This is a genomic window from Cellulomonas algicola (assembly GCF_003851725.1).
Taxonomy (GTDB): Bacteria; Actinomycetota; Actinomycetes; order Actinomycetales; family Cellulomonadaceae; genus Cellulomonas; species Cellulomonas algicola.
Genome location: NZ_BHYL01000137.1, coordinates 1 through 7596, shown reverse-complemented (window position 1 = coordinate 7596; position 7596 = coordinate 1). Strand labels below are relative to the sequence as shown.

The window sequence follows — 7596 nt, the reverse complement described above, 5'->3', positions numbered from 1 at the left end:
GTCCGCGGCGGCCTGCTCGGCCGCGGCGCGTGCCTCGGCGTCCCGCTGGGCGGCCGCGGGGTGGGCGGGGTCGGTGGCCGCGCCGGCGACCTCCGCCCCCGGGACGCCGTCGTCTGCGACCCGTCGGGAGTCGTCGCCGCTCCCCGACGGTGCGGGTGCGTCGGTCGCCTGGTGGCGGGCGGCGGTGCGCGGCGACGGGACCTCACGTGTCGCCGTCCCGGCGGCGGGTGCGGGCTCGGCGACAGGTGCGGGCTCGGCGACAGGTGCGGGGGACACGACGGGTGCGGGCGTGGCCGGTGCCGCGGCGACGGCGGCGGGCTCCTCGACGACCTGGACCTCGTCCCAGTCGAGGTAGTTGCCGCACTCGCCGCAGAACTGCTCGTCGTCCTCGTTCCGGCTGCCGCACGACGGGCACACGATCATGAGGTCTCCTCCTCCAGGTCGAGCGTGAAGGGCACGTGCGCGGCGGTCACGGCGGCGACGACGCGCTCGACGCGCCGCCGGTCGACGGGACCGCTCGCGCGGACGCGGACGAGCAGGCCGGGCACGGCCTCCCCGGGGACCGGGCCGCCGGGGGTCGCGGACCAGCCGGCGGCGCCGGTGTCGGTGACCTCGACGTCGCCGTCGACGACGAGCCGCACGGCCTCGGCGACGCCGCGCGTCGTGCCGCGCCACCGGTGCACGGCGGACGCGTGCGCGACGACCTCGCGCCGGCGCTCGACGCTCCACGTCTGGTCGGGCTCGATGCCGACCCACGCGCACAGCCACTCGAGGAAGTCGGCGGGCGCGAGGTGCGGGTCGACGTACGCGGCGAGCGCGTCGAGCGTGAGGTGGACGGGCGCGAACGTGTCGTCGATCGCGGCGACGAACCGCAGCAGGAAGTCGTCCTCCTGGAGGACGGCGGGCAGGCGCGTGCCGATCGGGACGGGCGTCGTGAGCCCGTCGACCATGCCGCGCCTGCTGCGCACGTCGGGCATCAGCGCTTCGCCACCCGCACCTGGTGCCGGAAGGAGAAGACGAGCGCGTGCTTGTCGAGGTCGATGCGCTGGACGGCCTCGCCGCGGCGGCCGGTGATGGGGTCGGCGGCGAACAGCTTGACGTCCTCGACGAGCTCGGTGCCGGACAGCCGCTGGAGGACCGCGTAGACCTCGCCGGCCTGGACGGGCCGGCCGAAGGGCCAGCCGTCGCCGTCCGGCCCGCCCGTGAGCGGGTCGAAGTACCGGTAGAGCGCGCGCTCGGCCTCGGTCGCGAGCAGCGCGACGTCGGCGCGGGGGCGGGGGGACAGGCGCGCGACGACGGTGACGCCCTGGTAGAACGGCGGCTCGACGAGCACGCGCGCACCGACGGGCCGACGGTCGTCGAGGTGCTCGGCGATCGCGGCGAGCGTGTCGGCGGGCGGCACGAGGTCCTCGAACCGCAGCATCCCGGCCGCGTCGGGCACGGCGGTCGGGACGACGAGCACGCGCACGGCACCCGCGTCGGCGCCGTCCCCGGCGGCGACGGCCCGGACGCGTGCGACACCGGTCGTCGCGCCGCGCGCGATCTCCTCGTAGTCCTCGGTCGTGACGGCCCGGTCGCGGACGCGCAGCGCGAGCGGCCCGCGCTCCTTCGCCTCGTCGACGTTCTCGGCCGCGACACCGCCGACCGCGGCGCGCCGGTTGGAGACGCGGTCGACGAACGGCACCGCACCGCGCAGCACCTGGATGGTCCCGGGCGCGACGTTGCCGTCGGGCCCGCCACCCGTGCGGTACCGCGGCAGCCGCATCGGGGCGCCCTTGGGCGGGACCGCGCCGTACGCGCGCAGCGTCCCGTCGGGCTCGCGGACGGCGGGCGCGAGGTGCAGCTCGCCCGCGGCACGGTCGACGCGGAACACCTGGTCGTCGGGCTCGTGCCCGGCGAACGAGTCGACCTCGGTCCACGTGTCCCAGCCGGGACCCGCGGCGACCTCCAGGACGAGCGGCGGACCGGCCACGACGGGACCGTGCTCGAGCGGGAAGACCTGCGCGTACGTGCCCTCGGACAGCCCGACGACCTCGTCCTCGACGGTCGCCGCGTGGATCGCCGCGACGGTCCCGCCGATCGTGAAGGCGCTCGCCTCGCGGACGGTCGGCGACGCGGAGTAGCCGGTGTAGTCGGTGTCGGGCGGGACGACGCGGCAGCGCAGCCAGCCCGCGCGGCGGTCGGCGAGCACGTGCGCGGTGTGCGTCGCCGGGACGTGCAGGACCACGTCGCCGGGACGGTTGAGGCCGCCGGTGCCGTCGCTGTCGACGTCGCACGACACCCACGACCGCCCGTCCCACGCCTCCCAGACGATCGGCGGGTGGCGCGGGTCGACGCCGACGCCCTGCACGTCGGAGTCGAAGCGCAGGACGACGACGCACGACGGGGCCGCGTCGTCGAGGCCGAGCAGCAGCACGTCGTCGAGCTGCGGGACGTCGGCGAACACCGGGAACGGCTCGCGGAACGAGAGCTGCTCGTCGTGCGGGACGGGCTCGCCGCCAGGGCGCTGCGTCAGCACGTGCGCGAGCGACCGCGGGGGGATGCGCAGCTCCGCGGTCGTCGCGAACACGACGGGCTCCTCGCCCTCGCCGCGCTGGGTCGCGGACTCGGTGCCCTCGGGTACGACCACCGTCTCCGGCTGCGGGGCGGACAGCCACATCGTCACGTCGACGGTCGCCGCGCCGGCCGGGTGCAGCGTGACGCCCAGCAGGTCGAGGAACGCGACGTACAGCCGGTCGGGCACGCGGTTGAGCCGGTAGAACAGCTCGTCCGCCATGAACGCGACCGTCTCGATGAGCGTCACGCCCGGGTCGGACACGTTGTGGTCGGTCCACTCCGGGCAGCGTCGCTGCACCATGCGCTTCGCGTCGTCGACGAGGTCCTGGAACCGCCGGTCGTCGAGGTTCGGGGTGGGCAGCACGTCAGGCACCTCCGCCCGTCGGCCCGGCGGCGCCCGTGCCCGCGGGGGTGCCGGGGCGCTCGTCGGGGATCGTGTAGAAGGGGAAGACGAGGTTGCGGGGGTCGTTCGTGCCGCGCAGCGCGTACTGCACGTCGATGTACAGCAGGCCGCGGTCGACCTCGTCGTAGCGCACCAGGACGTCCTGCAGGTCGATGCGCGGCTCCCACCGGTCGAGCGCGACGCGGACGGCGTCGGCGATCGCGCCCGCGGTCGACGCGTCCGCCGGGGCGAACACGTGGTCGTGCGCCGCGCAGCCGAACTCGGGTCGCATCGGACGCTCGCCGGGGGCCGTCGCGAGGATCAGACGGATGCTCTCCTCGATCTCGCGGCCCTCGCGGGACAGCGCGATGCGGCCCGTCGCGTCGGTGCGCACGGGGAACGCCCACCCGGCGCCGATGAACTCCTGGCCCACGTCGCGCCCCCTCAGTTGATCTTCACGAGCGAGCCGCGGACGGTGGTGATGCCGGTCGCGGACAGCTCGGCCGTGCCCTGGGCGGCGACCTTGACGGCGGCGCCCTTGACCTCGGCGCTCGCGGTGCCCTCGACGGTGACCTGCGGACCCTTCACGGCGACCGACTTCGAGCCCTCGATCGTCACGTCGACGCCCTTGACCTTGACCGCGCCGGTCTGGCTCGTCACCGAGACGTCCTTCTGCGCGGTGACCGTCGCCTCCTTCTTCGCGGTGACGGTGACCGGGCCCTCCGAGATGATCTCGATCGCCGCGTCGGGTTTCTGGACGAGCCGGATCTTCTGCGCACCGGCGTTCGTCGAGATCGTCAGCTCCTCCGCACCGGGCTTCTCCAGGTGCTCGACGCGCATGCCGGTCCGGGACACGAAGACGCGCTTCTGGATCTTGCCGTCGGAGCTGCCGACCTGGTCCGCGTCGGGCTTGTCCTTGCCGTTGTAGAGCCCGCCCAGGACGTACGGCTGGCCCAGGTCGCCCTCGGCGAACGCGACGAGCACCTCGTCGCCGACCTCGGGCAGCATGCCCGTGCCGCGCGACGCGCCCGCTCCCGGCTGCACGACGCGCGCCCACCCCGACTCGTACGTGTCGGAGTGCACGGGGAGCGTGATGCGGACACGGTTGAGCGCCTCGGGGTCCTTGGCGTCGGTGACGATCGCCTGCATGACGCCGAGCGTCGGCGTGCGACCCGTCGGACCGCCCGCGACGCCCAGCCCGCCGCCCGTCGACCCGAGCACGGTGCCGAGCAGCGACCGCTCGGACGCGCCCGCGACCGTGAACGACGTGACGTACCCGCCCTCGGCGTCGAAGTCGTGCCGCACCGCGGTCAGCACGTACTGCCCGTCGAACGGCGAGCCGATCCCGCGCACCGCGACCGACCCGCCCGCGAGCAGCGCCGGGTTGCCGTGCGCCGCGCCCTCGAGCTCCGCGAACCCGCCCGCGATCCGGTCCGCGAGCGCCTTCGCGCGCGCGTTCACCGCGGCCTGCGTGTCGAGCGACGACGCGGACTCGACGAGCGTCGGGCCGCCGAACTTCTTCGCGAGCTTCACCGGGTCGGCGTCGGCGAGCTGCGCGCTCACCGTCGTCGCGGTGGCCGTGCCGACCAGCGCCTTCTTCTGCTTCACGTCCCAGCTGCGGACCTCGACGTCGGGCACCTGCCCGGCGGCGGTCACGGTCGCGCGCAGCCACTGCAGGTTGACGCCCTTCTCCAGCACGAGCGGGTCCTTGCGGGCCTCGCCGCTCGTCGCGGGCGCCGCGGTCGCCTGCGCGGGAGGCCCGGCCTGGAGCTTGCCGTCGACGACGCGCAGCACCCAGCCGAGCTCGTCGGCCAGCGTCGACACGAACGTCCAGTCGTCGACGTCGTCCTGCACCGCGTGCTCGATCACGGACCCCTGCGACGAGACCGTGCCCACCGCGAGCCCCGCGCGCTGCGCGACCTTGCGGACGATCTCGCCCGGCTTCATCTTCCGGTACGCCTCCATCCGGCGACCCCGGAACAGGCGGTGCGACACGTCGTAGCCGCGCACCACCGTGTGCAGCCCCTCCGGGTCGAGCTCCGCCTCGACCGCCGTGACCTCGCCCTTGAGCAGCGGCTTCGGGCCACCCGGGCCGCTCGACTGCACCTGGAGCTGGACCTGCGCGCCGATCGTGAACCCGCCCTTCTTCAGGACGGTCCCGTGCTCGTCGGAGAACCGCAGCACGAACAGGTCCGGCACGCTGCGCGCGCTGTCGACGTACCCGGACACGAGCAGCGGCGCGACGTCGGCCGGCAGGGGCGTCCCGTCGACCGTGATCAGCAGCGTCGCGCTGTGCTCCTCACCGAACGGCACCGGCCACCTCCCTGCGCGGTGCGGGGGTCACCGCGGGCGAGCCCGCGCGCGGTGTCGTCAGCGGCGTGCGCGGGGCCGTCGGGGGCGCCTGACGCAGCAGCTCGTCGGCCGTCGGCAGCAGCAGCCGCCGCCCGGGACGCAGCCGCGCCGGGTCGTCGACGCCGTTGACGTCCGCGACCGCCCGCCACAACGACGCGTCGCCGTACTCCTGGTACGCGACGCCCGGCAGCGTGTCGCCCTGCACGACCACGTGCTCGCGGTGCGGCACCCGGCCGCCCGACGTCGGGTTCGTGCCCGGGGGCTCGCCCGCGAGCTCCTGCAGCGTCACCGTGCACACCGCCCGCACCGGCAGCCCCGCAGGCGTGAACAGCGTGTACTTCACCTGCACCTGCTCGATGTACGCGAGGAACCCCGTCAGGCCGCCCCACGAGAACTTGACCCACGGCGGGGAGTCCTTCTTCTGGCCGTGCGACGCGTCGGTCGGCACGCAGCACTTGAACAGCTGCTCCACCGTCTTGACGACCGACCCGTCCTGCTTCTTCGCCGGGTCGAAGAACACCGACTCGTCGAGGAACATCTCGAGCGTCAGCTTCGACGGCTGCGGCCCCTGGTACTGCGGCGGGCTCGACCGCTTGCTGCCCTTCGTCGTCGGGCGTGTCCACTTCGCCGACTTCTGGAGCGTCAGCTCCTTCGGGTTGAACTGGAAGTCCACCGACCCGATGAGCGGCCCCGGCTTGTCCAGGGCGCCGTCCTTCGACGGCTCGTGCAGGTCGAGCTTCGCGTGCGTCAGCGTCGACGCGCCCGCCGGTGCCGCCGACGCCGCGCTCGCGTTGAACCCCGTCGCGGATCCCACGTCACGCCCCCTTGCCGAAGCCGTGGTGCGCGAGCTCGAGCGTCTCCGTCACGACCTTCGTCGTGTCCGGCGTCAGCGACGGGCCCGTCCAGCGGATCGGCACGACGCCCTGCAACGTCCACCGCACGACCGTCGTGCCGTCCGTCGTGCGCGCCTCGATGCTCGCCGTCGTCGCGACCAGCCCCTGGCTGACCGTCGACAGCCACGCCATGACGTCCGCCGTCTCCTTGCCCAGCGGGCGCGTGAGCTTGACGTTCGGGTACTTCACGCGCGTCGGCAGCTGCCAGACGCCCGTGTTGAAGCCGCCCTCCTCGCGGCTCTCCACGACGACCTCCAGCCCGAGGCCCTCGCACGACGCGAACGTGCCGAGCTTGTGCCCGTCGACCGTCACGACGTACTGCAGCCCGACGGCTGTCGCGGTGTCCTCCAGCATCGGTCCCTCCTCCCGCTCGTCGTGGCGCTCGTGCTGCGCGTGCTGCTCGTCATCGGTCGATCCGCGTGCCGCGGCGCTCGCGGTCCACGAGCAGCTGCCCGCGCACCCGGCGCATGAGCGGCGTCATGAGCCGCCGGGCCAGCTCGTCGAGGTCCGCCGGGGTCGCCGTCGCGAACGGTGACGCGCCCGACCCCTCCGGTGCCGCGCCCGCGGCGTCGGCGGCGGCGACCGGCGTCGCGACCGGTGGCGGGGGAGCGGCGTCGTCGCTGCGCTGGACCGTGGGCGTTGCCGCGGGGGGCTCCGGCGGGAGCGTGGGCGGCGTCGACGTGGGCTCGACGCGGCGTTGGACCAGCGGCAGGGGGCCCGGCACCTCCGTCGTCCCGGTCGCGGTGGTGTCGGCCGACGAGGCGTCGGCGCGGACCGGCGTCGTCGGCCGGGACACCGTCGGGCCGACCGGCGCCCCGGCACCGCCTGGGGAGAGGGGCGTCAGGGGCCGGTCGGTGGTCGCGGACGTGCCCGGCGCGGACGTGCGCTGGAGGGTCACGAGGGCTCCGTCGACGGGCGAGGCGGTGGCGGACGGCACGGGGAGCACGGCGGGCGCGTCCGTGGGCCGGGAGTCGTCGGCAGCGTCCGGGTGCGTCGTGGAGCGTGCGGGCGACGTGCCCGTCAGGGCCACGGCCAGGTCGGCGCCGTGGCTCGGCACCGGGTCCGTCGACCCGTCCGCGCGGCGGGACGCGACGGCCCCGACCGCCGACGCGGCACCCCCGCGGGTGGGGTCGAGGACGGGCGTGGTCAGCGTCGCGCCACCCGTCCGCGGGCTCGCGGGAGCGGGGGCACCGGGGACGGCGCGCTGGACCGGCACCGCGCGACGCGTCGCGACCTGACCGGCCAGCAGGGTCGGGGGGCGGTCGGCGAGCTGCACCGGCGCCGGGCGGCCCGCGAGCAGGGGTCCGACGCTCAGCGCCTGCGCGGGACCCGCGCCGGTCGTCGCGCCCGGTCCCGCCGAGGCCGTCGCGTCCGGCGCGGCGGTCGAGCGTGCGACGAGCGGGAGGTCCGGCG

At 75.3% G+C, this 7596-nt stretch carries 8 protein-coding genes; all 8 read right to left on the bottom strand.

Translation table 11 applies throughout. The annotated features are described in order from the left end of the window. Positions 1-423, bottom strand: a 423-nt coding sequence (locus CTKZ_RS21540; RefSeq protein WP_160142876.1) for a zinc-ribbon domain-containing protein, incomplete at its 3' end; no start/stop codon positions are given. Then, positions 420-977: a phage tail protein gene (locus CTKZ_RS10195; protein ID WP_124342852.1), complete on the bottom strand. Its 558-nt coding sequence runs from the start codon at positions 975-977 to the stop codon at positions 420-422. The genes CTKZ_RS21540 and CTKZ_RS10195, both read right to left, overlap by 4 nt. Next, positions 977-2920 carry a putative baseplate assembly protein gene (locus CTKZ_RS10190; RefSeq protein ID WP_124342851.1) on the bottom strand — a complete coding sequence of 648 codons (1944 nt, stop codon included), beginning with the start codon at positions 2918-2920 and terminating at the stop codon, positions 977-979. The genes CTKZ_RS10195 and CTKZ_RS10190 overlap by 1 nt, the downstream gene beginning before the upstream one ends. A gap of 1 nt (position 2921) precedes the next feature. Then, entirely contained in the window at positions 2922-3371 is a 450-nt protein-coding gene (locus CTKZ_RS10185) for a GPW/gp25 family protein (RefSeq protein ID WP_124342850.1), read from the bottom strand. An 11-nt stretch (positions 3372-3382) separates the two neighbouring features. Beyond that, positions 3383-5251: a VgrG-related protein gene (locus CTKZ_RS10180; RefSeq protein WP_124342849.1), complete on the bottom strand. Its 1869-nt coding sequence runs from the start codon at positions 5249-5251 to the stop codon at positions 3383-3385. Next, positions 5238-6104 (bottom strand): CIS tube protein, encoded by an 867-nt coding sequence (locus tag CTKZ_RS10175; RefSeq protein ID WP_124342848.1) that lies wholly within the window; start codon positions 6102-6104, stop codon positions 5238-5240. Before CTKZ_RS10175 ends, CTKZ_RS10180 begins: the two co-directional genes overlap by 14 nt. A 1-nt stretch (position 6105) precedes the next feature. After that, on the bottom strand, positions 6106-6537 hold the full coding sequence (locus tag CTKZ_RS10170; RefSeq protein WP_124342847.1) for a phage tail protein: 432 nt from the start codon (positions 6535-6537) through the stop codon (positions 6106-6108). Positions 6538-6586: 49 nt separating this feature from the next. Continuing rightward, a partial coding sequence (locus CTKZ_RS21535) for a hypothetical protein (protein ID WP_160142875.1) occupies positions 6587-7596 on the bottom strand: 1010 nt, incomplete at its 5' end.

Coding starts and splice junctions, on each gene's coding strand:
- CTKZ_RS10195 (WP_124342852.1), bottom strand. CDS start 977: ATGCCCGACGTGCGCAGCAGGCGCGGCATGGTCGACGGGCTCACGACG.
- CTKZ_RS10170 (WP_124342847.1), bottom strand. CDS start 6,537: ATGCTGGAGGACACCGCGACAGCCGTCGGGCTGCAGTACGTCGTGACG.